This window comes from Verrucosispora sp. ts21 (genome assembly GCF_002879555.1).
GTDB classification, from domain to species: domain Bacteria; phylum Actinomycetota; class Actinomycetes; order Mycobacteriales; family Micromonosporaceae; genus Micromonospora; species Micromonospora gifhornensis.
Map to the genome: position 1 here is coordinate 13,530 of NZ_PNOZ01000045.1, position 26,162 is coordinate 39,691.

21 protein-coding genes and 1 tRNA gene are annotated in these 26,162 nt (G+C 71.6%); 14 read left to right on the forward strand and 8 right to left on the reverse strand.

Going from position 1 to position 26,162, the window contains the following annotated elements; genetic code table 11:
- Nucleotides 1-25 precede the first annotated feature (25 nt).
- Nucleotides 26-1,408, forward strand: coding sequence for a serine/threonine-protein kinase (locus C1A38_RS19695; protein WP_102659239.1), 1,383 nt, complete (start codon nt 26-28; stop codon nt 1,406-1,408).
- Between the two features lies 1 nt (nt 1,409).
- On the opposite strand, the gene C1A38_RS19700 is transcribed toward C1A38_RS19695, so the two are convergent.
- The 6 genes from C1A38_RS19700 to C1A38_RS19725 form a co-directional block, all read right to left on the reverse strand.
- The gene (locus C1A38_RS19700) at nt 1,410-2,423 is read right to left on the reverse strand and encodes a hypothetical protein (protein WP_102659240.1); all 1,014 of its coding nucleotides are present in this window, start codon (nt 2,421-2,423) and stop codon (nt 1,410-1,412) included.
- A gap of 97 nt (nt 2,424-2,520) precedes the next feature.
- Nucleotides 2,521-3,084, reverse strand: a complete 564-nt coding sequence (locus C1A38_RS19705) for an RNA polymerase sigma factor (RefSeq protein WP_102659266.1) — start codon at nt 3,082-3,084, stop codon at nt 2,521-2,523.
- Between the two features lie 165 nt (nt 3,085-3,249).
- Nucleotides 3,250-3,321 (reverse strand) — tRNA-Arg (locus C1A38_RS19710).
- Between the two features lie 135 nt (nt 3,322-3,456).
- A complete protein-coding gene (locus C1A38_RS19715) occupies nt 3,457-4,149 on the reverse strand; it encodes a winged helix-turn-helix domain-containing protein (protein WP_102659241.1) in 693 nt (230 codons plus the stop codon).
- Between the two features lie 195 nt (nt 4,150-4,344).
- The gene (locus tag C1A38_RS19720; RefSeq protein ID WP_102659242.1) at nt 4,345-5,001 is read right to left on the reverse strand and encodes a DUF305 domain-containing protein; all 657 of its coding nucleotides are present in this window, start codon (nt 4,999-5,001) and stop codon (nt 4,345-4,347) included.
- Between the two features lies 1 nt (nt 5,002).
- Entirely contained in the window at nt 5,003-5,809 is an 807-nt protein-coding gene (locus tag C1A38_RS19725; protein ID WP_102659243.1) for a thioredoxin-like domain-containing protein, read from the reverse strand.
- A 100-nt stretch (nt 5,810-5,909) separates the two neighbouring features.
- Between C1A38_RS19725 and argS the strand changes: the two genes are divergently transcribed.
- The 4 genes from argS (at nt 5,910) to thrC (ending at nt 11,535) form a co-directional block, all read left to right on the forward strand.
- Nucleotides 5,910-7,574 (forward strand): arginine--tRNA ligase, encoded by a 1,665-nt coding sequence (gene argS / locus C1A38_RS19735; RefSeq protein WP_102659244.1) that lies wholly within the window; start codon nt 5,910-5,912, stop codon nt 7,572-7,574.
- A gap of 8 nt (nt 7,575-7,582) precedes the next feature.
- Nucleotides 7,583-8,968 (forward strand): diaminopimelate decarboxylase, encoded by a 1,386-nt coding sequence (lysA, locus tag C1A38_RS19740; RefSeq protein ID WP_102659245.1) that lies wholly within the window; start codon nt 7,583-7,585, stop codon nt 8,966-8,968.
- An 8-nt stretch (nt 8,969-8,976) separates the two neighbouring features.
- Nucleotides 8,977-10,278, forward strand: coding sequence for a homoserine dehydrogenase (locus C1A38_RS19745; protein WP_013735659.1), 1,302 nt, complete (start codon nt 8,977-8,979; stop codon nt 10,276-10,278).
- Between the two features lie 207 nt (nt 10,279-10,485).
- Nucleotides 10,486-11,535, forward strand: a complete 1,050-nt coding sequence (gene thrC / locus C1A38_RS19750; protein ID WP_013735658.1) for a threonine synthase — start codon at nt 10,486-10,488, stop codon at nt 11,533-11,535.
- 100 nt (nt 11,536-11,635) lie between these two features.
- Here thrC and C1A38_RS19755 read toward each other — a convergent pair whose 3' ends face one another.
- Nucleotides 11,636-12,052: a hypothetical protein gene (locus tag C1A38_RS19755; RefSeq protein ID WP_102659246.1), complete on the reverse strand. Its 417-nt coding sequence runs from the start codon at nt 12,050-12,052 to the stop codon at nt 11,636-11,638.
- 85 nt (nt 12,053-12,137) lie between these two features.
- Here C1A38_RS19755 and C1A38_RS19760 point away from each other — a divergent pair, with 85 nt between their 5' ends.
- The 6 genes from C1A38_RS19760 to prfA all read left to right on the forward strand — a co-directional run bounded on the left by C1A38_RS19760 (nt 12,138) and on the right by prfA (nt 22,272).
- Nucleotides 12,138-15,428 (forward strand): efflux RND transporter permease subunit, encoded by a 3,291-nt coding sequence (locus C1A38_RS19760; RefSeq protein ID WP_102659247.1) that lies wholly within the window; start codon nt 12,138-12,140, stop codon nt 15,426-15,428.
- Nucleotides 15,429-15,668: 240 nt separating this feature from the next.
- Nucleotides 15,669-16,913 carry an MFS transporter gene (locus C1A38_RS19765; protein ID WP_102659267.1) on the forward strand — a complete coding sequence of 415 codons (1,245 nt, stop codon included), beginning with the start codon at nt 15,669-15,671 and terminating at the stop codon, nt 16,911-16,913.
- A gap of 93 nt (nt 16,914-17,006) precedes the next feature.
- Entirely contained in the window at nt 17,007-17,951 is a 945-nt protein-coding gene (thrB, locus tag C1A38_RS19770; protein WP_502696947.1) for a homoserine kinase, read from the forward strand.
- A 295-nt stretch (nt 17,952-18,246) separates the two neighbouring features.
- Nucleotides 18,247-20,331, forward strand: a complete 2,085-nt coding sequence (gene rho / locus C1A38_RS19775; RefSeq protein ID WP_102659249.1) for a transcription termination factor Rho — start codon at nt 18,247-18,249, stop codon at nt 20,329-20,331.
- A gap of 533 nt (nt 20,332-20,864) precedes the next feature.
- Complete coding sequence (rpmE, locus tag C1A38_RS19780) at nt 20,865-21,089, forward strand: 50S ribosomal protein L31 (RefSeq protein WP_102659250.1); 225 nt, start codon at nt 20,865-20,867, stop codon at nt 21,087-21,089.
- A gap of 94 nt (nt 21,090-21,183) precedes the next feature.
- Nucleotides 21,184-22,272, forward strand: coding sequence for a peptide chain release factor 1 (prfA, locus tag C1A38_RS19785; RefSeq protein ID WP_102659251.1), 1,089 nt, complete (start codon nt 21,184-21,186; stop codon nt 22,270-22,272).
- 24 nt (nt 22,273-22,296) lie between these two features.
- On the opposite strand, the gene C1A38_RS19790 is transcribed toward prfA, so the two are convergent.
- Nucleotides 22,297-23,847: a GGDEF domain-containing protein gene (locus C1A38_RS19790; protein ID WP_102659252.1), complete on the reverse strand. Its 1,551-nt coding sequence runs from the start codon at nt 23,845-23,847 to the stop codon at nt 22,297-22,299.
- A gap of 70 nt (nt 23,848-23,917) precedes the next feature.
- Between C1A38_RS19790 and prmC the strand changes: the two genes are divergently transcribed.
- From prmC to C1A38_RS19805, 3 genes are read left to right on the forward strand one after another with little or no spacing between them, the layout of a single operon-like run.
- Complete coding sequence (gene prmC / locus C1A38_RS19795) at nt 23,918-24,871, forward strand: peptide chain release factor N(5)-glutamine methyltransferase (protein ID WP_199180262.1); 954 nt, start codon at nt 23,918-23,920, stop codon at nt 24,869-24,871.
- On the forward strand, nt 24,871-25,515 hold the full coding sequence (locus C1A38_RS19800) for an L-threonylcarbamoyladenylate synthase (RefSeq protein WP_102659253.1): 645 nt from the start codon (nt 24,871-24,873) through the stop codon (nt 25,513-25,515). Before prmC ends, C1A38_RS19800 begins: the two co-directional genes overlap by 1 nt.
- A complete protein-coding gene (locus C1A38_RS19805) occupies nt 25,516-26,127 on the forward strand; it encodes an arsenate reductase/protein-tyrosine-phosphatase family protein (RefSeq protein ID WP_102659254.1) in 612 nt (203 codons plus the stop codon). It begins immediately after the preceding gene.
- Nucleotides 26,128-26,162: the final 35 nt, after the last annotated feature.

Sequence of the window (26,162 nt, forward strand, 5' to 3'; positions counted from 1 at the left end):
GTGACGGGTTGGTACGGTGCGGGCTGTGCAGCCCACCCGGATCGGTTCCTACCGCATCGAGCGGCTGCTGGGGGTCGGCTCCTTCGCCACCGTCTGGCTCGGCTACGACGAGTCACTCGACGCGCGTGTCGCGATAAAGGTGCTGGCCGAGAACTGGAGTCACGACCTGCGGGTACGCGAACGGTTCCGGCAGGAGGCTCGGCTGTTGTGGCGGCTCGACCACGAGCGGCTGGTAAGCGTGCACGCGGTCGGCGAACTGGACGACGGTCGGCCGTACGCGGTGCTGACCTGGGCCGACGGCGGTAGCCTGCGCGACCGCCTCGCCGCCGGACCGTTGCCGGCAGAGCGGAGTGTTCGGCTGCTGCGCGAGGTGGCCGCGGGCGTGGCGGTGCTCCACGACAGCGACATCGTGCACCGGGACATCACCCCGGGCAACGTGCTGTTCCGGACCCGCGCCACCGGCGAGGAACAGGTGCTCATCGCCGATCTCGGTCTGGCCAAGGCGCTCGCGGCCGCGTCCGGTCTGACCGCCCGGGCCGGCACCCCCGGCTACATGGCGCCGGAACAGGACGACCCGCTGGCGATCGTCGACGCCCGTGCCGACGTGTACGGCCTCGGCCGTCTCGGTGTCACACTGCTGGCCGTGTCCCGGGACGGGCAGCCGCCGGCAACGACGTTCCGGTTGCGGCCGGAGGTGCCCGCAGCTGTCGCGGCGGTGTTGGGCACCGCGACCGCTGTTTCCCCGGCCGATCGGTACCCGGACGCGGCGGCTTTCGGCGCAGCGCTCGACGAGGCGCTCGCGGTGCCGTCGGAGGTGGCGGAGCCGGGCGTTCCCACGCCGCCCCGGCGTCGCCTGGCGATGGTGAGCGCGCTGGCGGCCGTCGCCTGTCTCACGCTCGCGGGCACCATCGGCGGGGCGGCCTGGGCGTGGTCTCAGCGGGGTCCGCAGACCGGCACGGACACCAGTGGGCGGGTCAGCGTCAGCCTGCCGGACGGTTGGCGGGTCGCCGGTTCCGGCTGGTCAGGGCAGCGCAACGCCGACGGTGGACTGGAGCCGGCGATGCTGATCTCGCCCGACCCGGACCGCTGGGCGGCGGACCCGGGCGTGCCGGGTGCGTTCGTCGGGGCGTCCGCTGCGCTGGCCGCCGAGACCACCCCGCGCCGGCTCGTCACCGATCGGGAACACGCCCAGTGTGTGGCGTCGGGGGTGCGTACCACCCGCCAGGCGGGCATCGACTGGACGGTGGCGTCGTTCACCGGCTGCTCTTCCGGCAAACCGGAGGTCATCGAGGCCGCTGGGCTCACCCCGGACGGCGGCAGGCTGGTGTATGTGCAGGTCGCGCCCCCGGCAGGCGGCGGGACGACCTTCGTCGACTCGCTGCTCGCCGGGGTGCGCGTGACCGGGTGACTCAGGGCAGCGGCACCGTGATCCGGACCTGCTTGCCACCGAGGCTGCCCCACTCGATCTCGACCTGGCCGGAGTCGGGGATGTCGAAGACGAGGTACTGGCGGTCGGTGGCCCCGGCGGCGACGTTCGTGGTGCCGCCCAGCTCGGGGTAGTCGCCGAGCCGGTCGCCGTCGACGATCAGGTGGACGTCACCGCCGCTGCCGGTGGCGATGAAGCAGCCGCTGCGGTTGGCCGGCCCGGTGACCGCGAGCCCGAGGTGAAGCTTGAGCCGACCGGCCTCGGCCTGCTTGGTGGTGTGCGAGCGGCCGCCCTCGTCGAAGCCCACCCAGTGGGCCAGGTACGCCTCCTCCACCTCGACTGTCAGCGGACAGCCGCTGTTACCGGTGAGCACGCTGCCCGGCGAGGCCACGGTGATCGCCTTCGGGTATTCCGGCGTCGGCAGGTCGCCGATCAGCGGCAGACGTTCCTGCCGGTGACCGGCCGGGCCGAACACCAGCGAGGCATCCTCCAACGTTGCCCCGGCGGGCAGTTCGAAGGCGTACCACCCGGTGGCGGTCGCACCGGGAGCGATCACGTCGGTCGCCGGGCTGCCCGAGGAGTCGAGCGGGATGAGTTCGTCGGTGGCGAGCGCCAGGAAGACGCCGTCCTGGACGAGGAAGGTGGTGAAGTTGAGCTGGTTGGCGACCTTCACCGCGAGGTACGCGTAGTGGGCGTCGCCGTACTCGGGGGTGCCTGTCGTGTCGCCGTAGCTGCGCGGGGTCTGCTGGGACACCTCCACCCCGGTCACGGTGATCTCGGCGTTCAGGTACGAGATCGACCGGGGGGTGAAGCCCACCAGCGGGGCGGGCGCATCCGGCGTCGGCGACGGCTCGGGCTCGGCATCGAGGTTGGCCGCGGCTTGTTGACCGTCGAGCGGGGCGACAGGCTCCTCGGTGGCGCATCCGGCCGCGAGCACCGGGATGGCCACCGCCAGAGCGATGGCCTGGGAGAGACGCCGGAGGGGTCGGCGAGGCATGCGGTCATCTCCTTGGGTCAGTGGATCTTCATGGTGTTGGTCCTCTGACGCGCCGAAGTTGTTCGGGCCATCCGCTGTGACCTGGCCCTCAGCATGATCAGGAGTCGTTGGCGCGCGGCCCGGCGTCGGTGAGTCGGGCCCGCAGCCGGCGCCGCCCCTCGTGAATGCGGGACTTCACGGTGCCTTCGGGCAACCCCAGTAGTTGGGCGACCTCGCGGTAGCTCAGCCCCATCACGTCCCGCAGCGCCACCGGCTCCGCGAGGTCGGCGCCGATGGCGTCGAGCCCCTCCAGCAGGTCCAACCGGGTACCGGCGATCACGCTGGTACGAGCGGGATCGGCCCGCTCCGGGGGCAGGGCACGTGCGGTCTCGACCATCCACCGACGTCGCAGTGCCTGATAGGTCGAGCGGGACCGGTTGGCCGCGACCCGGTAGAGCCAGGTCCGGAAGGACGAGCGCCCGTCGAACGACCCGATGCCGGTGGCCAGCGCGAGCAGCGTGTCCTGGCAGGCTTCCTCGGCGTCCTCCCGGTTGGGCAGGAACCGCCCGCAGAGCCGCAGCACCTCCGGCCGCACCTGGGCGAGCAGCGCCTCCAGCGCATCCCGGTCCCCGTCGGCGGCGGCTCGTGCCGTCCGCTCGATCACATCATGATCATCTTGCATCAGGGAAGTGTATGAGCCGCCTCTGAACTGGGCGGACACCATTCGCGGCGCAGGCGTTCAGGCAACGGTGGCCGGAAACGGTAAAGGCCGCTGACCGGATTTCCCTGGTCGGCGGCCTTGTCGCGCTGATCGATCTCGCGCTGAGCGAATCCTTGCTAGCAAGTGTGCCCCCGGCAGGATTCGAACCTGCGCCCCCGCCTCCGGAGGGCGGTGCTCTATCCCCTGAGCTACGGGGGCTCAGCGACTGGAGAAGACTAGCAAACTCCTCCTTGAATCGCCGAATCGGTACCCGTCCGTCCCTGATCACGCTTCCGGTCGGGTGCGGGTCCGTGCCGAGACCGATTCAGGCCCTGGTCAATCGGGTGGTCGAGGTCAGGCGGCGGCGGTGCGGCCGCAGCTCGGCAGCGGGTGCGGCACGATGCGTCGGGGCAGCCGGCGGGGCCATTCGTTGCGCGCCCAGGAGCCGTCCACGATCAGGTGTACGGTCCGCTGCTCGGCACCGCTGAGCCGCAGGACGAAGTCCCGGGGCAGCGCCGGGTCGAGCGACGGCGTGGTGATCATGAAGCGGACCCGTCCCCGGGACGAGACGGCGGAGATCACGTCGGCGGCCGGCATCGTGCCCCGCAGCCGTACCCGGCCGAGCCAGTAGACCTCGGCGAGGTGCTCCTGGGCGGCCCGGGTGATCGCCGGGTACTCGCTGCGTACCCAGCGCTCGACCGCGCCGACGCAGAGGCCGCAGGCCCGCTCGCGGGGCTCGCGGGGACCCAACCCCCAGGCCCGCAGGTACGCCCCGACCGCGCCGTTCTCCATGGTCAGCCCGAAGTGCTGCTGGATCAGAGCCTGGAGGCTCTGTCGGGTCCACAGCTCCTCGTCCAGGCCGAACTCGTCGGGGTGGACGCCCCGCAGGGTGTCGATGAGTTCCAGCTCCTGTTCGCGGCTGAGCGATCCCGGCTCACCCTGCCGCTGTCCGCGACGGACGGCTGCCACCGTCCCGTCACCGCCGATGGTGTGGCGCCGGCACCAGCTGGTGACGGAACGCCGTGCGTCTCTGAGTGCAACCCCCACGTCCTGGACAACGAGTGCACTTCTCTCTAAGTAACCCCTAGAGGGAAAATCGGTCTTATGCCACCAAGCCATGACGGAGGACCCGATACCGGGTGCCCTTGGGGCGGGTGCCGACAGGGATCGTCATCAGCGGGAAAACGGTGCCGCCCCGCTCGATGTGAGCGGGGCGGCACCGGTCAGGCGCGGGTACAGGGGTCAGCCGACGCCCTGCTGGAGCTTCCGCAACTCGTTGATCTCCTTCTGCTGACCCTGCTTCATCGACTGGGCCATCCGAACCACCTCGGGGCGGTCAGTGGCGTCGAGCACCCCGTCGGCCATGTGCACGCCGCCGATGTGGTGCTTGATCATCAGGTCGAGGAAGAGGCGGTCGACCTCGGCGCCCTGGGCCTCGTGCAGGCTGGCGATCTCCTCGCGGGTGGCCATGCCGGGCATCAGGCCGTCGGCGTCCGCCGTGACCCCGTCGGACATCCACTCCATCGACGGCCGGGAGCCGGTGGGCAGCAGATCCCACTCCTGCAGCCAGCGCTGCATGTGACCGATCTGGGCCTGCTGGGTCAGGGCGATGTCGTACCCGATCTGCCGGACCGCCGGATCCTGGCCCTTGGCGTACGCGATCATGGCCATCTCCACCGCCTGGGCGTGGTGGCGCGACATGTCCCGCGCGAACCCGGCCTCGGCCGACGTCTCACCCGGCGTGCGCCCGGCGTAAAGGGTGGCCGCCGTCCAGCCGGCGCCGAGCAGCAGCAACGCCGTCATGGCCAGGGTCAGGTAGCGCAGCATCGGGGACCCCGGCCGTGGCTGCGCCGAGGCGGCCCGCTCCTCGACCGCCGTCTCCTGCACCGCGCTGGGCATGTCAGCCGCCCATCGACGGCTGCATGTCACGCGGCTCCGTGCCGGTGCCGGTGGTGTAGTTGCCGGCGGAGCAGGTGGCGCCCGGCTCCACGGTGGCGTTCTGCGCCAGGGTGGTGGCGAACTCCTTGATCCGCGGGTCGTCGGCGCTGTCGACCTTGAGCTGGTAGCCCCAGGCCTGGATCGAGACCGGCTTGTCGAGGCCCTCGTACGGGCTCATCATCATGAAGTCGTTACCACGGATCACACTGGCCAACTTCTCCACGTCGGCGGCCGGCAGGTCGGGGCGGTAGGTGAGCCAGACCGCGCCGTGCTCCATGCTGTGCAGGGCGTGCTCAGCGGCGATCGGCGCGTCGTAGACGTCACCGAGGCAGCGCTGCCAGGTGTTGTTGTGCGGGCCGCCGACCGGCGGGCTCTGCGCGTACTCCTGCTTGCCGGAGCGGTGCTCCGAGTTGGCGATGGCTTCCGGGTCGGTCTCGCGGAAGTTGACGATGCCCTCGATCTGGGCCGCCTTCTCCTCCCACGTCTGGGCGCCCCGGATGGCCGCCCAGGCGCCGTACCCGATGATCGACGTGGCGAGCACGCCGACGGCGACGAAGAGGGCGATCGGGCCCCAGGAACGGCCCTGGCTGACCTTGACCGGGGTGATTGGCTTGCGTGGTCCCTTGCCGCCCCCACCAGCACGTTTGGGTGTCGCCGGCTTGGTGGAAGCGGCCTTGGTGTCGGCGGCCGGCCGGCCCGCCGCCGGCTTCTTGCCGGTGCTGACCACGGTCGGGCGCCGCTGCGGGCCGCCCGGGGTGCTGATGCTCATCGGTCCTCGTCAGGTCGGTCGGTCAGGGGATCCGGCGGCCCAGCCCCCGATGCCGGGTCGCCGCCGCGGAGGCCGAGTCTACCCCCGATAACATGGTTCGGTGACTCCCGCAGAACTCGCCGAAGCTGTCCTAGCCGCCGCTCACGCCGTCTTTGCCGACCGAGGCCTGGACCGCTCGGCGCTGCCGGAGCAGACGACGGTCGAGCGACCGCGTAATCCCGATCACGGCGACTACGCCTCGACGCTGGCGCTCCAACTGAGCAAGAAGGTGGGCGTACCGCCGCGCGAGCTGGCCGGCGACCTGGCTGCCCGGCTCGGCAGCACGCCGGGGATCAAGTCGGTGGAGATCGCCGGTCCGGGCTTCCTGAACATCCGGCTCGACGCCGCCGCCGCCGGCCAGTTGGCCCGCACGATCGTGACGGCGGGCGAGGAGTACGGCCGGGGTGAGGTGCTCGCGGGTCTGAAGATCAACCTTGAGTTCGTCTCGGCCAACCCGACCGGCCCGGTGCACATCGGCGGGGTCCGGTGGGCGGCGGTCGGCGACGCGTTGAGCCGGCTGCTGCGCGCCGCCGGCGCGGACGTCGGCACGGAGTACTACTTCAACGACGCCGGCTCCCAGATCGACCGGTTCGCCCGCTCGCTGCTCGCCGCCGCCAAGGGGGAGCCCGCTCCGGAGGACGGCTACGGCGGCGCGTACATCGCCGAGATCGCCAACCAGGTCACCGCCCTGCGGCCGGAGGTGCTGTCGTTGGACGAGGCCGCCGCCCAGGAGGTCTTCCGGGTCGAGGGCGTCCAGCTGATGTTCGCCGAGATCAAGTCCTCGCTGCGGGACTTCGGGGTGGAGTTCGACACCTACTTCAACGAGAAGGACCTGCACGACCGGGGTGAGTTGGAGCACGCCCTGAACCGGCTGCGTGAGCAGGGGCACATCTTCGAGGCCGACGGCGCCACCTGGCTGCGCACCACCGACTTCGGTGACGACAAGGACCGGGTGCTGCGCAAGTCCAACGGCGAGTGGACGTACTTCGCCGCGGACTGCGCCTACTACCTGGACAAGCGCGAGCGTGGCTTCGACCGGGTCGTGATCATGCTGGGTGCGGACCACCACGGCTACATCGGCCGGATGAAGGCGATGTCCGCCTGCTTCGGCGACGACCCGGCCCAGAACCTGGAGATCCTCATCGGCCAGCTGGTCAACCTGGTCCGCGACGGCGCACCGGTACGGATGAGCAAGCGCGCCGGCACGGTGATCACCCTGGAGGACCTGGTCGACGCGATCGGCGTGGACGCCTCCCGGTACGCGCTGGCCCGCTACTCCAGCGACTCTCCGATCGACATCGACATCGAGCTGTGGACCAAGGCGGGCAACGACAACCCGGTCTACTACGTGCAGTACGTGGCGGCTCGGACGGCGAACGTCGCGCGTAACGCCGCCGAGGTCGGGCTGACCCGGGGTGACGCCGACGCGTTCCGCCCCGAGCTGCTCGACCACGACAAGGAGAACGAGCTGCTCAAGGCGCTCGCCGAGTTCCCCGCCGTGGTCGCCGCCGCCGCCGAGCTGCGCGAGCCGCACCGGGTGGCCCGCTACCTGGAGATCACGGCCGCCGCGTACCACAGGTTCTACGACAACTGCCGGGTCCTGCCGCGCGGTGACGAGGAGGTCACCGACCTGCACCGGGCTCGGCTCTGGCTCAACGACGCCACCCGGGTGGTCATCGCCAACGGCCTGCGCCTGCTCGGCGTCTCGGCCCCGGAGAGGATGTAGTTCTCAAAATGCGTGCTCATGAGGCTGGTGCGCTGCACGGCGACATCGGCAACCGGGGGCCGGCCTGGCTGCGTACCCCGGCCGACGTCAACGCCCTGATGCCGCAACTGTGGCCACGCAACACGACGCGCGGCGCCGACGGCGACCTGGTCGTCGCGGGCCTGGGCGTACGCGACATCGCGGCCGAGTTCGGCACCCCGGTCTACGTGCTCGACGAGGACGACCTGCGCTCGCGCTGCCGGGACTTCCGGGCGGCCTTCCCCACCGAGGACGTCTACTACGCCGGCAAGGCGTTCCTGTGCCGCGCGGTGGTCCGGATGATCGCCGAGGAGGGCATGTTCCTCGACGTGTGCAGCGGTGGTGAGCTGGCCGTGGCGCTGGCCGCGGGGATGCCGCCGGAGCGGATCGGTTTCCACGGCAACAACAAGTCCGAGGCGGAGCTGCGGCGGGCGCTGGACGCGGGCGTCGGCCGGATCATCGTCGACTCGTTCGCCGAGATCGACCGGTTGACCGCGCTGGCCCGGGAGCGGGCGATCCGCCCGAGGGTGCTGATCCGGGTCACCGTCGGTGTCGAGGCACACACCCACGAGTTCATCGCCACCGCCCACGAGGACCAGAAGTTCGGCTTCTCTCTCGCCGGCGGCGCGGCCATCGCCGCTGCCCTGCGCATCCTCGACGAGGGCGTGCTGGAGCTGCGCGGGCTGCACTCGCACATCGGCTCGCAGATCTTCGACACCAGCGGGTTCGAGGTCTCCGCCCGTCGGGTGCTCGCCCTTCAGGCGCAGATCCGCGACGCCCGCGGGGTGGAGTTGCCCGAGTTGGACCTCGGTGGCGGTTTCGGCATCGCGTACACCAGCCAGGACGACCCGGCCGCCCCGCACGACCTGGCCAAGCGGCTGCGCAAGATCGTCGACTCGGAGTGTGCGGCGGAGCAGTTGGCCGTGCCGCACCTGTCGATCGAGCCGGGCCGGGCGATCGTCGGCCCGGCCGTGTTCACGCTCTACGAGGTGGGCACGGTCAAGGACGTCGATGGCATCCGGACGTACGTCAGCGTCGACGGCGGGATGAGCGACAACATCCGGACCGCCCTCTACGACGCCTCGTACTCGGCCACCCTGGCCGGCCGGGCCAGCACCGCCGAGCCCATGCTCGCCCGCGTGGTGGGAAAGCATTGTGAGTCCGGGGATATCGTGGTGAAGGATGAATTCCTGCCCGCGGACGTGCAGCCCGGAGATCTTGTCGCGGTGCCTGGCACAGGTGCCTACTGCCGCAGCATGGCCAGCAATTACAACCACGTGCCCCGACCCCCCGTGGTCGCGGTACGCGACGGCCAGGCCCGGCTGATCGTCCGGCGGGAGACCGAAGCTGACCTGCTCGCCTTGGATGTGGGATGAAACAACCTGTGCGCCTGGCCCTGCTCGGCTGTGGCACTGTCGGTGCCGAGGTGGTCCGGCTGCTGCACGAGCAGTCCGCTGACCTCGCCGCCCGGATCGGTGCCCCGCTGGAGATCGCCGGCATCGCCGTACGCCGGATCGGTCGTGACCGGGGTGAGCTGCCGGTGGACCCGGCGCTGTTCACCACGGACGCGCTCGGTCTGATCAAGCGCGACGACGTCGACGTGGTGGTCGAGGTGGTCGGCGGCATCGAGCCGGCGCGCAGTTGGCTGGTGGAGGCGCTGCGGGCCGGCAAGAGCGTGGTCACCGCCAACAAGGCCCTGCTCGCCGAGGACGGCGGTGCGCTGCACGACGCGGCGGTCGAGGGCGGCGGCGACCTCTACTACGAGGCGTCCGTGGCCGGTGCGATCCCGCTGCTGCGCCCGCTGCGCGAGTCGCTGCACGGGGACCGGATCACCCAGGTCACCGGCATCGTCAACGGCACCACCAACTTCATCCTCTCCGCCATGCACGCCACCGGCGCCGGCTTCGCCGAGGCGCTGGAGGAGGCGACCGCACTGGGGTACGCCGAGGCCGACCCGACCGCCGACGTGGAGGGCTTCGACGCGGCGGCCAAGGCCGCCATCCTCGCCTCGCTGGCCTTCCACACCCGGGTCGGCGCGGCCGACGTGCACCGGGAGGGCATCACCGAGGTCACCGCCGCCGACGTGGCCAGCGCCAAGGCGATGGGCTGCACCATCAAGCTGCTCTGCATCGCGGCCCGGAGCACCGACGCGCAGGGCCAGGAGTCGGTGAACGTCCGGGTGCACCCGGCACTGATCCCGCTGACCCACCCGCTGGCCAGCGTCGGTGACGCGTTCAACGCGGTCTTCGTCGAGGCCGACGCGGCCGGTCAGCTGATGTTCTACGGTCGGGGTGCCGGTGGCGCGCCGACCGCCAGCGCGGTGCTCGGCGACGTGGTGGCGGTGTCCCGCAACCGGCTCGCCGGAGTCCGTTCGGCAAGCGAGTCCTCGTACGCGGCGCTGCCGGTGCGGCCGATGGGGGAGGCGCTCACCCGCTACCACATCAGCCTCGACGTGGCCGACCGTCCGGGCGTACTGGAGGCGGTGGCCGGGGTGTTCGCCCGGCACGAGGTCTCCCTCGCCACCGTGCGGCAGGGCCCGGCAGGCGGCGGCAACGGCGACGCCGTACTGGTGATCGTGACCCACGTGGCACCGGACGCGGCGCTCGCGGCCACCGTCGACGAGCTGCGCGGTCTGGAGATCGTCCGGTCGGTGACGAGCGTGCTGCGGGTCGAGGGCGGCTTCTGACCACGCGGCTCGCACTGGCGACCTGACCCGGCCCGACCTGACCTGGCCGTACGGCCGCTGCCGGGCGGTCGGGTCGGGCTGGTTGACTGGTGGGGTGACAGGCGTGTCCCGCCAGGTGGGTGGGGGTGGGTGCGCCGACAGGAGCTCGGCACGGCCGCGCGAGGCTGGTAGTGGCCGACACGGCAGACTTGAGACGAGGAGAACGACATGTGGCGGGGCCTGATCGACGCCTACCGGGACCGACTGCCGGTCACCGACGCCACGCCGGTTGTCACGCTGCACGAGGGGAACACCCCGCTGCTGCCCGCGCCGGTGCTCTCCGCCCGGCTCGGCTGTGACGTCTACCTCAAGGTGGAGGGGGCGAACCCGACCGGCTCGTTCAAGGACCGTGGCATGACGATGGCCGTCTCCAAGGCGGTCGAGGCCGGCAACAAGGCGATCATCTGCGCCTCCACCGGCAACACCAGCGCCTCCGCCGCCGCGTACGCGGCCCGTGCCGGGGTGACCTGTGCGGTGCTGGTGCCGCAGGGCAAGATCGCGTTGGGCAAGCTGGCCCAGGCGCTCGTGCACGGTGCCAAGCTGCTCCAGGTCACCGGCAACTTCGACGACTGCCTGGCGCTGGCTGCCAAGCTCGCCCAGGACTACCCGGTGGCGCTCGTCAACTCGGTAAACATCGACCGGCTGCACGGCCAGAAGACGGCAGCCTTCGAGATCGTCGAGGCCCTGGGTGACGCACCGGACATCCACTGCCTGCCGGTCGGCAACGCCGGCAACATCTCCGCGTACTGGATGGGCTACACCGAGGACGTCGCGGCCGGCAACGCCACCCGCACCCCCCGGATGTACGGCTTCCAGGCCGCCGGTGCCGCGCCGATCGTCACCGGGCAGGTGGTGCCCGAGCCGTCGACCATCGCCACCGCCATCCGGATCGGCAACCCGGCCAGCTGGACCAAGGCCCTGGACGCCCGGGACGCCTCCGGCGGCCTGATCGACGCGGTCACCGACCGGGACATCCTCGCCGCGTACCGGCTGCTGGCCCGGGAGGTCGGTGTCTTCGTCGAGCTGGGCAGCGCGGCCAGCGTGGCGGGTCTGCTCCAGCAGGCCGCCGCCGGTCGGGTACCGGCCGGCTCCACAGTCGTCTGCACGGTCACCGGCCACGGCCTCAAGGACCCGGAGTGGGCCATCTCCACCGCCCCCTCCCCGGTAACCATCGCCAACGACCCCCTGGCCGCCGCCCGCTCCCTGGACCTCGCCTAACCTCCCCCTCCCCTCACCGCCCACCCCCCCCGACCTTTGCGTTGATCAAGAAGTTTGCGTCTCGGTCGGCGCCGTTTCTGACGCAAACCTCTTGATCAACTCAACCGGGGTGGGGTTTTACCGCGTTGGTGAGGGTGCGGAGGACCAGGGCCAGGGCTTCGTGGCGGGAGATCTGGTGGTCGGTGAGGTAGCTCCAGCCGGCGTAGAGCTGGGACCAGAGGACCGACTGCAACCACGTCGCGGGTAGTGCCGGATCGATGCTGCCGTCGGCGTGGCCCCGGGCGACCATGGCGTGGAAGTCGTCGTCGCAGACCTCGGTGCTCCAGGCGGGGTCGTTCACCAGCGCGGGCTCGGAGAAGACCAGCGAGAGCAGGTCGCCGAGGTCGAAGTACGCCGCGCAGAGCCGCAGCAGGGCCTCGGCGCCGGTGCCCTCGGCGAGGCGGGCGCGGGTGGTGGCCTCGTTCAGCCGGGACCTGATGGCATCGCTGCGTATCGGCACCGCGACAGGAACGGTCACTACCGCCCCGGAAGCAGACGAAGGGAACGGGTCGGGCACACTGCTCGTGCCCCACGACCGTCTCCCCCAGGAGTGAGTCACGCCGATGTCGCTGCTCGCCAGATTCAGCCTCGCCAACCGGGGGCTGGTAGCCCTCATCGCAGTGGTGACCACGGCGTTCGGTGCGTACGCCGTGCCGTCGCTGAAGCAGCAACTCCTGCCCTCGCTGGAGTTCCCCGCCGCGTTCATCGTCGCCTCGTATCCCGGTGCCGCGCCGGAGGTCGTCGAGTCCCAGGTCACCGAGCCGATCGAGAACAGCCTGCGGAGCATCCCGGCGCTGGACACCGTCACCTCGATCTCCCGCGAGGGCCTGACCACCATCACCGTCCAGTACGAGTTCGGCACCGACCTGGACGACGTGGTCAGCAAGATGCAGACCGCGCTGAACCGTACCCGGCTGCCCGACGGCGTCGACCCGCAGGTCTTCGCGGGCAGCACCGACGACCTGCCGGCCGTGGTGCTGGCCGCGTCCGGTGGCGGTGACGAGCGGGAACTCGCGTCGAAGCTGCGGGATGTCGTGGTGCCCGAGTTGGCGGCGATCGAGGGCGTACGCGGCGTCGAGTTGACAGGCGTCCGCGACGAGCTGGTGGTGATCACGCCCGATCCGGCGAAGCTGGCGAAGGCGAAGGTGCAGCCGACCGCGATCACCACCGCGTTGAAGGCCAACGGGGTGGCGGTACCGGCCGGTGCCGTGCTGGACGGCGACCGCAGCCTGCCGGTGCAGGTCGGTGCCCCGCTGACCACGTTGGACGAACTGCGGGACGTGATCGTCGCCCCGCCGGTCAAGAAGGCCGGTCCGGTCCGGCTCGGTGACGTCGCCACGGTCGAGGAGCAGCTGACCCCGCCCACCGCGATCACCCGTACCAACGGCCGGGAGAGCCTGGGCATCGCGGTCACCGCCGACCCGGACGGCAACGCGGTCCAGATCTCGCACGCGGTCGCCGACCGGCTCGACGACCTGCGCGGTGCGACCGGGGCCGAGCTGACCGTGGTGCTGGACCAGGCGCCGTTCGTGGAGAAGTCGATCAAGACGCTGAGCACCGAGGGTCTGCTGGGCCTGATCATGGCCGTGGTGGTCATCCTGGTGTTCCTGCTGTCGATCCGGTCCACGATCGTCACCGCGGTCTCCATCCCGCTGTCGGTGGTGGTCGCGCTGCTCGCCCTCTGGATCGGCGACTACTCGCTCAACCTGCTCACCCTCGGCGCGCTGACGGTGGCGGTCGGCCGGGTGGTGGACGACTCGATCGTGGTGCTGGAGAACATCAAACGGCATCTGACCTACGGCGAACCGAAGCGGGAGGCGATCCTCACCGCCGTCCGCGAGGTGGCCGGGGCGGTCACCGCCTCCACCCTCACCACGGTCGCCGTCTTCGCCCCGATCGCCCTGGTCGGCGGCTTCGTCGGGCAGCTGTTCGCGCCGTTCGCGATCACGGTCACCGTGGCGCTGCTCGCCTCGCTGCTGGTGTCGTTGACGGTGATCCCGGTGCTGGCGTACTGGTTCCTCAAGCCGGTTGCCGGCACCGACGGCGAGGCGATCCGCCGGGCCGCCGAGGAGCGCGAGCTGCGCAGCCCGTTGCAGCGGGCGTACCTGCCGGTGATCCGGTTCGCCACCGGCCGGCGGGCGTACCGCTGGGCCACGCTGGCCGTGGGCGTGCTCGTGCTCTTCGGCACCTTCGGTCTGGCCCGGCAACTGGAGAGCAACTTCCTCGACGACTCCGGTCAGGACACCCTCAACATCCGGCAGGAACTGCCGGTGGGCACCGGGCTGGCCGGCACCGACGCGGCGGCCCGCCGGGTCGAGGCGGTGCTGGCCGACACCCCGGGTGTCGAGTCGTACCAGGTCACCGCCGGGGGTGGGGACAGTCCGTGGACCGGCAGCGCCGGCAACAACGTGGCCAGTTACGCGCTGCGGCTCGACGGCGAGACCGACGCCAAGGCCATGCGCGGCATCCTGCGCGAGCGGTTCGCGTCGCTCGGTGCGACGGCCGGCGAGATCACCTTCCCGGCCGGTCAGGGTGGCGCGTCCGCAAACGAACTGGCGGTCATCGTGCGCGCCGCCGACCAGGAGACGCTGGCGGCCGCCGCCGAGCAGGCCCGGGTGGCGCTTGCCGGCATCTCCGGCGTCGAGGACGTCTCGACCACCCTCGCCCAGCAGGTGCCGCGGGTGGACGTCGCGGTCGATCGGGTCGCGGCCAGCCGGGCCGGGCTCACCGAGGCGGCGATCGGCCAACTGGTGGCGCAGTCGTTCCGGGGCACGCCGGTGGGTCAGGTGAGCATTTCCGGCGGCAGTCGGGACGTGGTGCTGCGCCTGTCGGCGAAGCCGCCGCTGACGGTGGACGAGCTGAAGGCACTGCCGGTCGGCCCGGTCAAGCTCGGCGACATCGCCGAGGTCACCGAGACCGAAGGGCCGCAGCAGGTACGCCGGATCGACGGTGAGCGCAGCGTCTCGGTGACCGGTACGGTGACCGGCTCCGACCTCGGCGCGATCAGCACGGAGTTGCAGCAGCGGCTCGACGCGATCGACGTACCGGGGGCCACGTTGACCCTGGGCGGGGTCAGCGCCGAGCAGCGGGAGACCTTCGCCGACCTGGGCCTGGCCGTGCTGGCCGCGATCGCGATCGTGTTCCTGATCATGATGGCCACGTTCCGTAGCGTGGTGCAGGCGTTGATCCTGCTGGTCTCCATTCCGTTCGCGGCCACCGGGGCGGTCGCCCTGCTGCTGGCCACCGGGACGGCGTTGAGCGTGCCGGCGCTGATCGGCGTACTCATGCTCGTCGGCATCGTGGTGACAAACGCGATCGTGCTGCTGGACCTGGTCAACCAGTACCGGGCGCAGGGGATGGGCGTACGGGAGGCCGTGGTCGAGGGTGGACGGCACCGGCTGCGTCCGATCCTGATGACCGCCATCGCCACCATCTTCGCGTTGACGCCGATGGCCTTCGGGCTCACCGGCGAGGGCGGCTTCATCTCCCGACCGCTGGCGATCGTGGTGATCGGCGGACTGCTCAGCTCCACCCTGCTCACGCTGATCCTGGTGCCCACCCTCTACGCGATGGTGGAAGACACCAAGCAGTCGGTGCGCAGTTGGCGGGCGGGTCGCTCCGGCGGCGCCTCCGACTCCGGTCCAGCCGTGTCGGACACCGACGCGACGAAGCCGGACGACGAGCAGCCGCCCACCGCCGAGCCCGCCACGCAGGGGCCCGCGACCGACAAGCGTCCGGCGCAGAGCCGTCCGGTGCCGGCGGCGCCGTCCGGCGCGCTGGTGGACGGCACCGACCAGTTCGAGGTGCTCCGGCTGCCCAAGAGCCGCAACTCACCCTTCCCACCCGCGGAGTAACGGCCGGACAGCACCAGGACCGACACCAGCACCAGGACCGACGCCCCCGGCGACCGCCGGGGGCGTCGGCGTCCGGCAGGGCCGTGCGTACCGACGAGCCCGTGTGTACCGACGAGCCGGGCCGTACCGACGAGCCCGGTCGTGCCTCGGCGGTGGTCCTGGTTACGCGATCGTGGCGTATCTCCGTCGATGTCCGCGCCGCGACTCAGTCGGCGACGCCTGCCAGGTATGGTCCGCCTCGTGGCGTCCACCCTCTCGGTCCTCACTCGCAACCGGAACTTCCGCAATCTGTTCCTGGCCGAGTTGGTGGTCTTCGGTGCCGACTGGTTCGTGATGGTGCCGTTGCTCGTCCTGCTGCCGAAGCTGACCGGTAGTGGCGTGTGGGGTGCGCTGGTGCTGGCTGTGGACACCGGCATCGTGGCGTTGCTGCTGCCGTACACCGGGACCATCGCCGACCGGTTCGACCGCCGCAAGATCATGATCATCTCGAACGGCGCCGCGCTCGTCGGTGTGCTGCTCCTGCTCGGCGTACGCAGCGCCGGTACGGCCTGGCTGGCGATGCTGGGCATCGGCGTGGTCGCGGTGGCCAAGGCGTTCTACTCCCCGGCCGCACAGGCCGCCCTGCCCAACGTCCTCGAACCGGAGGAGTTGGCCGCGGGTAACGCGGTGGCCGGATCGGCCTGGGGCACGATGACCATCGTCGGCGCCTCACTCGGCGGTGTGCTCGCCGCCGCTACCGGCCCGTACGTCTGCTTCTGGGTGGCCGCGGTCGGCCTGGTGATCGCCGCGGTCCTGGCCGGGCGCATCCGCCGGCCGTTGCAGGCGCCCCGCGACGAGAACGCGCCGGTGCCGCAGACCTGGACGGCGATCCGCGAGGCACTGGGCTACATCGGGCACCGCCCGCGGGTGCTGGCCCTGGTCACGGTGAAGTCGGCGGTCGGGCTGGGCAATGGGGTCCTGACCGTCTTCCCCCTGCTGGCCGGGCTGTACGGGGTCGGCCCGCTGGGCGCCGGCCTGCTGTTCGCGGTACGCGGCGCGGGCGCGCTCGTCGGCCCGATCCTGATGCGTCGGGTGCTTACCAACCGGGCCTGGCTGCTGCCGGGGCTGGCACTGTCCATGTCGGCGTACGGGCTGGCCTACCTCGGCACCTCAGTGGTGTCCTGGTTTCCGTTGGTGCTGGTCCTGGTCTTCGTGGCGCACTTCGCCGGTGGCAGCAACTGGGTGATGTCCAACTTCGCGTTGCAGGGTGAGGTGCCGGACCGGTTGCGCGGCCGGGTCTTCGCCACCGACATGATGCTGGCGACCCTGGCCATCTCGGTAAGCCAACTCGTGGTCGCCTCCGTCATCGACGTGGTGGACGAGCGGGTCGTGCTGGCCAGCTGTGGCCTGGTCACGTTGACCTACGCGATCGGCTGGCGGCTGGCCACCCGACGGCTGTCACTGGCCGCCCCGGCACCGACCGTCGCCGAGACCGGCACTCGGTAGGAGCCTCAGCGCAAGCGTGTTCGGGCGCGAGGTGCGTCTCAGGGGTCGGGCATCCGCGTCGGACCGCGTCGGTCGAGCCCTAGCATGGGCGGCGTGCCGACCACTTTCGCCGCCGGCCCGGTCCGGGTCCGGGTCCCCGCCACCAGCGCGAACCTGGGGCCCGGCTTCGACGCGCTGGGTCTCGCCCTCGCGCTCTACGACGACGTGGCCGCCGAGGTGACCGCCAGCGGCGTGACCGTCTCCGTGGACGGTGAGGGCGCCGGTGACCTGCCGCGCAACGACGGGCACCTGGTGGTACGCGCGATGCGGGCGGCCTTCGACGAACTCGGCGGGCAGCCGTCCGGGTTGGCGGTGGAGTGCGTGAATCGCATCCCGCAGGCCCGCGGGCTCGGCTCCTCCTCGGCCGCCATCGTCGCCGGGGTGCTGCTGGCTCGGGCCCTGGTGACCGACGGGACCCAGCGGCTCGACGACGAGGCCGCGCTGCGGCTGGCCGCCCGGATCGAGGGGCATCCCGACAACGTGGCACCCTGCCTGCTCGGCGGGTTCACCCTGGCCTGGACGGAGCCCTCCGGCGCGCGGGCCGTGTCGTTGCCGGTGGCCGAGGGCGTACGCCCCACGGTGCTGGTACCCACCGAACGCGGCCTGACCGCCTCCGCCCGGGCGGCGCTGCCGGCGACCGTGCCGCACGGCGATGCCGCGCTCAATGCCGGTCGGGCGGCGTTGCTGGTGCACGCGTTGACCACACAGCCGGATCTGTTGCTGCCGGCCACCGTCGACCGGCTGCACCAGGATTACCGGGCGGCCTCGATGCCCGATACGGCGGCCGTGGTCCACGCGTTGCGTGCGGCCGGTGTGCCGGCCGTGGTCAGTGGGGCGGGCCCGACCGCGCTCGCCCTGTCTGACCTGCCCGAAGGGTTCGAGGCGGGAACAGAATGGCAGATTCTGCGGTTGGCGGTAGACGTGCGCGGGGCGCAGGTCGAGCAAGGTAGACTCGGACACGCGGAGCGGGACCCTGTTGCCGCAGGTCGCAAGAGTTGATTACGCTCTAGACTTAGCACAGCCGCGAAGCATGCGATCTCCTGCGGGTCGGCGCACCCCCGAAGCTTTCGGCGGTAAGCCCGTCACCCCTGCCTAGGCCACGCCGCACCGCAGTCTTCACTGGTCGCCGCAGACGGCGAAGCCCCGCTCGCCGCTTTCATGGTGGGTCGGGCGACCGACCGGCTGCTGTGTCACAGACTCCCGCAAAGCGTCATGCGAGGCGGGTGCACCGAGGCCGCCCGGCCACCTGTAGTTCGATTCCGGGCAGTCCCGGCCTATCGAGGGAAGGAATCCATTGAGCGACACCACCGACGTGACGTCGGATGTTTCCAACGTCGCTGGCGATGCCACCACCGCTGCTCCTGCCCGCCGCCGGCGCAGCGGCACCGGCTTGTCGGCGATGCTGCTGCCGGAGCTCCAGAGCCTGGCTGCGTCGCTCGGCATCTCGGGGACAGCTCGCATGCGCAAAGGCGAGCTGATCAGCGCGATCACCGAGCGGCAGGGCAGCGCCGCGGGCGCCCCTCGACCACGGGCCGAGGTGGCGGCGGCCGCTGCGCCCGCTCGCGAAGAGGTCCACGCCGAGGTACGCGAGACGGCTGAGCGGCCGGAGGCCGGGCGCCGCGCCGCCGAGCAACCAGCGGCGAGCGTGGAGACCGAGGGCCGTACCCGGACCCGGCGCACGCGGGCCACCGCTGTGGCGGAGCCGCGGGCCGAGGAAGCCGCCGCCGAGACCGGCGAGCGGAGCGAGGGCCGGTCCGGCCGCGCCGCCGCCGAGCGTGGCGGTGAGCGTACTGCGGAGCGTGCCGAGCGTACGGCCGACCGCAGCGGTGACCGTGCCGCCGAGCGCGGTGACCGTACCGAGCGGGCTGCCGAGCGCGGGGATCGTGCTGAGCGGGCTGCTGAGCGCGGCGAGCGTGCTGAGCGCGGTGAGCGTGCTGAGCGCGGTGAGCGTGCTGAGCGCGGTGAGCGTGCTGAGCGCGGGGATCGTGCCGCCGAGCGCGGTGAGCGTACGGAGCGCGGGGACCGCGGTGAGCGTACGGAGCGCGGCGACCGTGGTGAGCGCGGGGATCGTGGCGAGCGCGGGCAGCGTACCGAGCGGGACAACAACACCGACGACGATGACGAGAACGGCGGCCGGCGCAGTCGGCGTAGCCGCTTCCGGGACCGTCGGCGGGGCCGTAACGAGCGCGGCGATTCCGGCGGCGAGGGCGGCCGTGAGGGCGGCCGTGAGCCGCAGGTCGGCGAGGACGACGTACTCGTGCCGGTGGCCGGCATCGTCGACGTGCTCGACAACTACGCCTTCGTCCGGACCACCGGCTACCTGGCCGGCGCGAACGACGTGTACGTGTCGATGTCCCAGATCAAGAAGTACGGCCTGCGGCGCGGTGACGCGATCACCGGTGCGGTGCGGGCGGCCCGGGACGGCGAGCAGCGTCGCGACAAGTACAACCCCCTGGTCCGGCTGGACACCATCAACGGGATGGAGCCGGACGAGGCCAAGCGGCGGCCGGAGTTCTACAAGCTCACCCCGCTCTACCCGCAGGAGCGACTGCGGCTGGAGACCGAGCCGCACATCCTCACCACCCGGGTCATCGACCTGGTCATGCCGATCGGCAAGGGGCAGCGGGCGCTGATCGTGTCGCCGCCGAAGGCCGGTAAGACCATGGTGCTCCAGGCGATCGCGAACGCGATCACGCACAACAACCCGGAGTGCCACCTGATGGTGGTGCTGGTCGACGAGCGGCCCGAAGAGGTCACCGACATGCAGCGTTCGGTGAAGGGCGAGGTCATCGCGGCCACGTTCGACCGTCCGCCGCAGGACCACACCACGGTCGCCGAGCTGGCGATCGAGCGGGCCAAGCGCCTGGTCGAGCTGGGCCACGACGTGGTCGTACTGCTCGACTCGGTGACCCGGCTCGGTCGGTCGTACAACCTGGCGGCGCCGGCCAGCGGCCGGATCATGTCGGGTGGTATCGACTCCACCGCGCTGTACCCGCCGAAGCGCTTCCTCGGTGCGGCTCGCAACATCGAGAACGGCGGCTCGCTGACCATCCTCGCCACCGCGCTGGTGGAGACCGGTTCGATGGCGGACACGGTCATCTTCGAGGAGTTCAAGGGCACCGGTAACGCGGAGCTGAAGCTGGACCGGAAGATCGCCGACAAGCGGACCTTCCCGGCCGTGGACGTCAGCGCCTCCGGTACCCGCAAGGAGGAGATCCTGCTCGCGCCGGAGGAGCTGGCCATCATCCACAAGCTCCGCAAGGTGCTGCACTCGCTGGACTCGCAGGCGTCACTGGACCTCCTGCTGGACCGGCTCAAGCAGTCCCGCACGAACATCGAGTTCCTGATGCAGATCGCGAAGTCGACGCCGGGGGAGTAGTTCCACCGACGAAGATCGACGAAAGGGGCGCGGCCAATCGGCCGCGCCCCTTTCGCACAGCCGCCCCGGCCCGCGTCGGCATCCGGGTCCGCGTCGGCATTCCGATCGCGCCAGCGGGCATCTCCGGACGCCGGTCGTACACCTGGGTTCTGGCCCCTTTGCTCTGCTTCACCCCACGCACCGGAAACCGGTCGAAAATGATGCGCCGGTTGGAGCAGAGCAAAGGGGGCAAGGAGGGGATTATCTCCGCCGAGCGGTGCGTGGCTGGGGGACGGCGGGAGGGGTGGAGCCGCCGGGACGGGGTCGTCGGGATGGATGCGGCGGGTGGAGGAATGCTGCCGGCGGGGGGCGGGAATGCGTACGGACGGCCCGATGTTGCTACCGGCGACCAGCTGGTGTGGCCCGATACCGGGGCCCGGCGAGGGCCATGGCAGACTGGTCAATCGGCCACCGGTTCCGGTTCACGCCCCTTGATCGGCGCGCAGCGGCGCGCCAGGGCGACCCGGCGACCACGACGAGAGGACCGAGGCGACATGAAGCAGAACATCCACCCGGAGTACGTGAGCACCGACGTCACCTGCTCCTGCGGCAACACCTTCACCACCCGCAGCACCGCCAAGGGCGGCTCGATCCACGTCGAGACCTGCAGCGCCTGCCACCCGTTCTACACCGGCAAGCAGCGCGTCCTGGACACCGCTGGTCGGGTCGCGAAGTTCCAGCAGAAGTACGCCAAGGTTCAGGCCAAGAAGGCCAAGTAGCTCCTGGTCCGACGCCCGCGTCCGGTTCCCGCCGGACGCGGGCGTCGTCCGTCTGTTCCCACCCGTAGCCACCGTCGAAGGAGCGATGCCCCGCATGAGCAGCGAGCGCCTGGCCCGGCTCCTCGACGAGTACGCCGAGCTGGAGAAGCGGCTGGCCGACCCGGCCATCCACGCCGACCAGGGCACCGCCCGGCGGGTCGGCCGGCGGTACGCCGAGCTGGTCCCGCTGAACAAGGCCGCCGCGGAGCTGGAACAGGCCCGGGCGGATCTGGCCGCGGCGCGGGAGTTGGCCGCCGAGGACCCGTCCTTCGCGGCCGAGGCGGAGACGCTCGCCGCGGAGCTGCCCGCGATCGAGGAACGGCTGGCCGAACTGCTGATTCCGCGCGATCCGCACGACGCCAAGGACGTCATCGTCGAGATCAAGGCCGGCGAGGGCGGCGAGGAGTCGGCCCTGTTCGCCGGCGATCTCCTGCGGATGTACACCCGGTACGCCGAGCGACGTGGCTGGCTCACCGAGGTGATCGACGCCCAGGACTCCGACCTCGGTGGGGTCAAGGACGTCTCGCTGGCCATCAAGACCAAGGGTGTTCCCGAGGGCGGCAACGGCGTGTGGTCCCGGCTCAAGTGGGAGGGCGGCGTCCACCGGGTGCAGCGGGTGCCGGTCACCGAGTCGCAGGGCCGCATCCACACAAGTGCCGCCGGGGTGCTGGTGCTGCCGGAGGCCGAGGACGTCGACGTCACCATCGACCCCAACGAACTGCGGATCGACGTGTTCCGCTCGTCCGGGCCCGGCGGCCAGTCGGTGAACACCACCGACTCGGCAGTGCGCATCACCCACCTGCCCACCGGCATCGTGGTGTCCTGCCAGAACGAGAAGTCCCAGTTGCAGAACCGGGAACAGGCGATGCGGATCCTGCGGGCCCGGTTGCTCGCCGCCGCCCAGGAGCAGGCCGACGCGGCCGCCTCGGATGCGCGCAAGGCCCAGGTGCGCACGGTCGACCGGTCGGAGCGCATCCGCACCTACAACTTCCCGCAGAACCGGATCACCGATCACCGGATCGGCTACACGGCGTACAACCTCGACCTGGCGCTCGCCGGCGAACTCGACGGCGTGCTGGACGCGCTCAGCGAGGCCGACCGGGCCGCCCGGCTGGCCGGCGATCCGGAACTCGCCCGCCGCTGAGCCTGCTCAGGCTGCCCAGCCCACTCAGGCGCTGCGGGGGCGATCCTTGGCCCGCAGCATCTCCCGGTCGGCCGCCTCGAACGCGGCGCCGAGGGCGTCCCGCTGCCCCGGACCACCCGGAGCGACCTCGGAGAACCCGATGCTGACCCCGACCGGGGTGCCGGGCACCAGCGACTCCCAGTCCTCGGTGCGGATGGCGGCGTCGATGCGCCGGGCCACCTCGGCGGCCTCGGTCATCCCGGCGCCCGGCAGCACGACCACGAACTCGTCGCCGCCGTAGCGGGCCACGAAGTCACCCCGACGCATCACCCGGTTGATCACCCCGGCGATCCGCTGGAGGACCAGGTCCCCCGAGTGGTGCCCGTGCCGGGTGTTGACGGCCTTGAAGCCGTCCAGGTCGCAGACGCCGATCACGACCCGCTCGCCCCGGGCGACCACTGCCGCGATGTAGCGCTCCAGCCGGCGGCGGTTCGGCAGCCCGGTCAGCGGGTCGGTGAGCGCCTCACCCTCGAAACGGGCCGCCTCGCGGCGCATCTCCTCATGGTCGATGCGGGCCGCGATGCCGTCGATGTATACGTCGCGCAGCCGGTCGTGACGCTGGGCGGCGAGTCGGAAGGCCAACCGGTCGGCCCGGTGCGCCCCCGCATGGTCACCGGCCCGACCCAGCGCGATGCTGCGCAGCCGGGCCGGCTCGGCGGCGCCGAGGGTCTCGGCGGAGACCTGCACGCTGCCCAGCCGGGTGACCGCCTCGATGGGCCGACCGTCGGCGATGGCCAGACAGACCTGGCCGAGTTGGCGCATGTCGCGGGCGCGGGCGCTGTCCGCCCCGTGCCCGAGCAGTCGGGCCGGGTCGGCGCCGCGGACGGTCTCGACGACGTCGCCGAGGGCGGCTCGCCGGGCCCCGGCGTAGCCGTAGGCGGCGAGGCTGCTGGGACGCAGCCGGTCGGCGGTGCCGGTGGCGATGAACCGGTCGAGGTCGGTGGCGATGTCCCGCAGTACCCGCAGGCAACCGTCACCGTCACCGGTGTGGTCGAGGGCCACCGCGTTGCGCAGCCGGATGCCCGGGGCGGCGAACGTTTCCTCCGGGATGCCGGCGGCGTTACCGAGTTGCCGGGCCCGTTCGATCGCACCGAGGGCGTAGCCGTGGAAGCTCAGGTAGGAGTAGGCCATCGCCAGGTCGTGCCAGCCCCAGGCGGTGTCCCGATCCGGGTCGTCCACCGCCCCCAACGCGCGGGCGGATCGCACCAGGTGGGTCACGCAGCGGTCCAGCGCGCCCTGGTGGTGCGCGGCGAGCGCGGCCAGCGCGTTGAGGTGCCCGTGCAGGTAGGGCTCGGCGAGATCGCGTACCGCGGCGGACGCCTCTTCGATGGCCCGGGTGTACTCGGCCGTGCGGCCCAGGTTGATCAGCGCGGAGAGGCGCTGCACCAGCGCATCGGCACGGGCGTGGGGAGCACTTGTGGTACGCAGCACCTGCTCCAGGATCGCGTACGCCTCTGTGGAGCGGCTCACCTCTTGGAGCGCCCGCGCCTTTCTCAGGGCGTCAACCTGGTCGTCGACCCGGTCGAGCCAGCCCACCCGCGACCTCCTGTCGGTGCGCCGCTGCACCTGCTTTTGCACGTGCACCGCGACGATTCATGATTATGGCGTGACCACCGAGCCGCAATACCCGTCCGAAGGTACGAGACGACACCGCCCGTCTCCGCTGGTGGCCGTCGCGGCCCGGGAACTGCTCGCCGCCGGGGTGACCTCGGCCCGGGTGGAGGCGGAGCTGCTGGCCGCGTACGTGCTCGGGGTGCCGCGGGGTCGGTTGGCCATCGCCGACGGTTTCACCGACGAGCAACTGGACCGTTACCGAGCGCTTGTGGGTCGGCGGGCGCGGCGGGAGCCGCTGCAACACCTCACCGGTGACGCCGCTTTCCGGCATCTGGAGCTGGCGGTCGGGCCGGGTGTCTTCGTCCCGCGCCCGGAGACCGAACTGCTCGCCGGCTGGGGGATCGAGCAGGCCCGTCGGGCGGGCCGGCCCCGGCCGTTGGTGGTGGACCTGTGCAGCGGGTCCGGGGCGATCGCGCTGTCGGTGGCCCAGGAGGTGCCGGACGCCCGGGTGGTCGCGGTCGAGCGTTCGTCGGCCGCGCTGGCCTGGCTGCGGCGCAACGCCGCCGACCGGGCTGCGGCGGGGGACCGGCCGATCGAGGTGGTCGAGGCGGACGTCACCGACCCCGACCTGCTGGCCGGGCTGGTCGGTCAGGTCGACGTGCTGTTGTGCAACCCGCCGTACGTGCCGCAGGCGGTGGCCGTACCCCCGGAGGTGGCCGGGCACGACCCGGCGGAGGCGGTGTTCGCCGGGGCGGACGGCCTGGGCGTCATCCGTCCGGTGATCGACCGGGCGGCGACGCTGCTGCGGCCGGGCGGTCAGCTCGGCGTGGAACACGACGACACGCACGGCGCGGCGGTGCCCGAACTGCTTGCCGAGGACGGTCGCTACACCGCGATCAGCGCGCACCGGGATCTCGCCGGGCGGGCCCGGTTCGCCACCGCGTCCCGCCGTGCGGACCACCCGGCAGCCGGTCCGGTCGACACGTGGCAGACTGACTCCTCGTGATGCTCTACGACTGCCGGTCAATGGCCGACCGGGACCGCGGCATCGCTGCGGCCATCGAGGCGGTCCGCAACGGCGAGTTGGTGGTCCTGCCGACCGACACGGTCTACGGGATCGGCGCGGACGCCTTCACCCCGTACGCGGTCAGGGCCCTGCTGGACGCCAAGGATGCCCCGCACTCGCCGCCGCCGGTGCTGATCGGTTCCCGGCACACCCTCGACGGCCTGGTCTTCTCGCTGCCGGCCGCGGCGCGAGACCTGGTGGAGGCGTTCTGGCCGGGCGCGTTGACGATTCTGGTGCAGCACTCGGCGAGCCTGCGCTGGGATCTCGGCGACGACAGCGGGGTGGTGGCGGTGCGGATGCCGCTGCATCCGGTGGCGTTGGAGGTGCTGCGCGAGACGGGCCCGATGGCGGTCGCGTCGGCCAACAAGTTCGGCCAGCAGCCCGCGCTCACCGCCGACGAGGCGCGTGACCAGCTCGGGTACTCGGTGCGGGCGTACCTGGAGGCGGGACCGGCCGTGGATCCGGTGCCCAGCACGATCGTGGATCTCACAGGTGACGTGCCGGTGCTCGTCCGGGAGGGTGGCATCGGGCTGGCCAAGCTCCGCGAAGTGGTGCCGGAGCTGCGCGAGAGTCAGGTGGCGTAGATGCCTCCGTTCACCGTCCTGCACGTCTGCATGGGCAACATCTGCCGCTCGCCGATGGCGGAGCGGCTGCTCGTCGTCGCCGTACGGGAGCGGTTGGTCCGGCGTGACGTCGACCCGGCCCGCGCCGACGAGGTCCTGCACAGTCACAGTGCCGGCACGGGCGGCTGGCACGCCGGCGAGGAGATGAACCCGCCGGCCGCGCGGCAGGTGGTCAACCGGGGTGGCAGCACCGCCGGGTTCGCCGCCCGGAAGCTGCGCTCGGATCACATCGACGCGGCGGACCTGGTGTTGACCGCCACCGCCGACCAGCAGGAGTACGTGGTGGCGCTGCGCCCGGACGCCGCGTCGCGCACCTTCGTGCTCGGCGAGTTCGGCCGGATGCTCGCCACGGTGGATCCGGCGACGTTGCCGGCGGCCGAGGCGACGCCGGAGGCGGTGCACGCCCGCGGGGTGGCACTTGTCGAGGCGGCACACGCGGCCCGTCAGGGCGGCGCGCTGCTGCCCGGCGACGACCTCGACGATCCGTGGGGCCGTGGTGACCAGTGCTTCACCCGGGTAGCCGACGAGATCGAGGAGACCGTTCATCCGCTCGCGGCGGCATTGCTGCCCTGATCGGTGAATTTCCTCCGTATTCGGGGGAAAGGGCG

Excerpts from the sequence above, each read along its gene's own strand:
- lysA (WP_102659245.1), top strand. The coding sequence starts at position 7,583 with ATGCGTGCTCATGAGGCTGGTGCGCTGCACGGCGACATCGGCAACCGG.
- C1A38_RS19800 (WP_102659253.1), top strand. The coding sequence starts at position 24,871 with ATGCTCTACGACTGCCGGTCAATGGCCGACCGGGACCGCGGCATCGCT.
- C1A38_RS19760 (WP_102659247.1), top strand. The coding sequence starts at position 12,138 with ATGTCGCTGCTCGCCAGATTCAGCCTCGCCAACCGGGGGCTGGTAGCC.
- C1A38_RS19720 (WP_102659242.1), bottom strand. The coding sequence starts at position 5,001 with ATGCCCAGCGCGGTGCAGGAGACGGCGGTCGAGGAGCGGGCCGCCTCG.
- C1A38_RS19805 (WP_102659254.1), top strand. The coding sequence starts at position 25,516 with ATGCCTCCGTTCACCGTCCTGCACGTCTGCATGGGCAACATCTGCCGC.
- rpmE (WP_102659250.1), top strand. The coding sequence starts at position 20,865 with ATGAAGCAGAACATCCACCCGGAGTACGTGAGCACCGACGTCACCTGC.
- C1A38_RS19700 (WP_102659240.1), bottom strand. The coding sequence starts at position 2,423 with ATGCCTCGCCGACCCCTCCGGCGTCTCTCCCAGGCCATCGCTCTGGCG.
- thrC (WP_013735658.1), top strand. The coding sequence starts at position 10,486 with ATGTGGCGGGGCCTGATCGACGCCTACCGGGACCGACTGCCGGTCACC.
- prfA (WP_102659251.1), top strand. The coding sequence starts at position 21,184 with ATGAGCAGCGAGCGCCTGGCCCGGCTCCTCGACGAGTACGCCGAGCTG.
- C1A38_RS19725 (WP_102659243.1), bottom strand. The coding sequence starts at position 5,809 with ATGAGCATCAGCACCCCGGGCGGCCCGCAGCGGCGCCCGACCGTGGTC.
- C1A38_RS19705 (WP_102659266.1), bottom strand. The coding sequence starts at position 3,084 with ATGCAAGATGATCATGATGTGATCGAGCGGACGGCACGAGCCGCCGCC.